This window comes from Sphingomonas sp. 66-10 (assembly GCF_001897045.1).
In the GTDB taxonomy this organism is placed as follows: domain Bacteria; phylum Pseudomonadota; class Alphaproteobacteria; order Sphingomonadales; family Sphingomonadaceae; genus Sphingomonas; species Sphingomonas lycopersici.
The window spans coordinates 1-234 of sequence record NZ_MKRR01000030.1; the positions used below are offsets into that span (position 1 = coordinate 1).

The 234-nt window shown below is 63.2% G+C and carries 1 protein-coding gene; it reads left to right on the forward strand.

The genetic code is table 11. From position 1 onward, the window contains the following. Positions 1–234, forward strand: a 234-nt coding sequence (locus BGN95_RS03535; protein ID WP_286771625.1) for an ATP-dependent Clp protease proteolytic subunit, incomplete at both ends; no start/stop codon positions are given.

Sequence of the window (234 nt, forward strand, 5' to 3'; positions counted from 1 at the left end):
ATCCTGATCTACGGGATCGTCGGCGACCCTGACGACGGCCTCGAAGCCGCGTGGCTGGTAAATGCGATCACGTCCGCGCCGGATGATATTTCGGTGCGCATCAACTCGCTCGGCGGCCTCGTTTTCGATGGGTTCGCCATCTATAACGCGCTCAAGCAATCGCCGCGGCGCGTGACCGTGCATATCGACGGCGTGGCGGGCTCGATCGCGAGCATCATCGCGATGGCCGGCAAC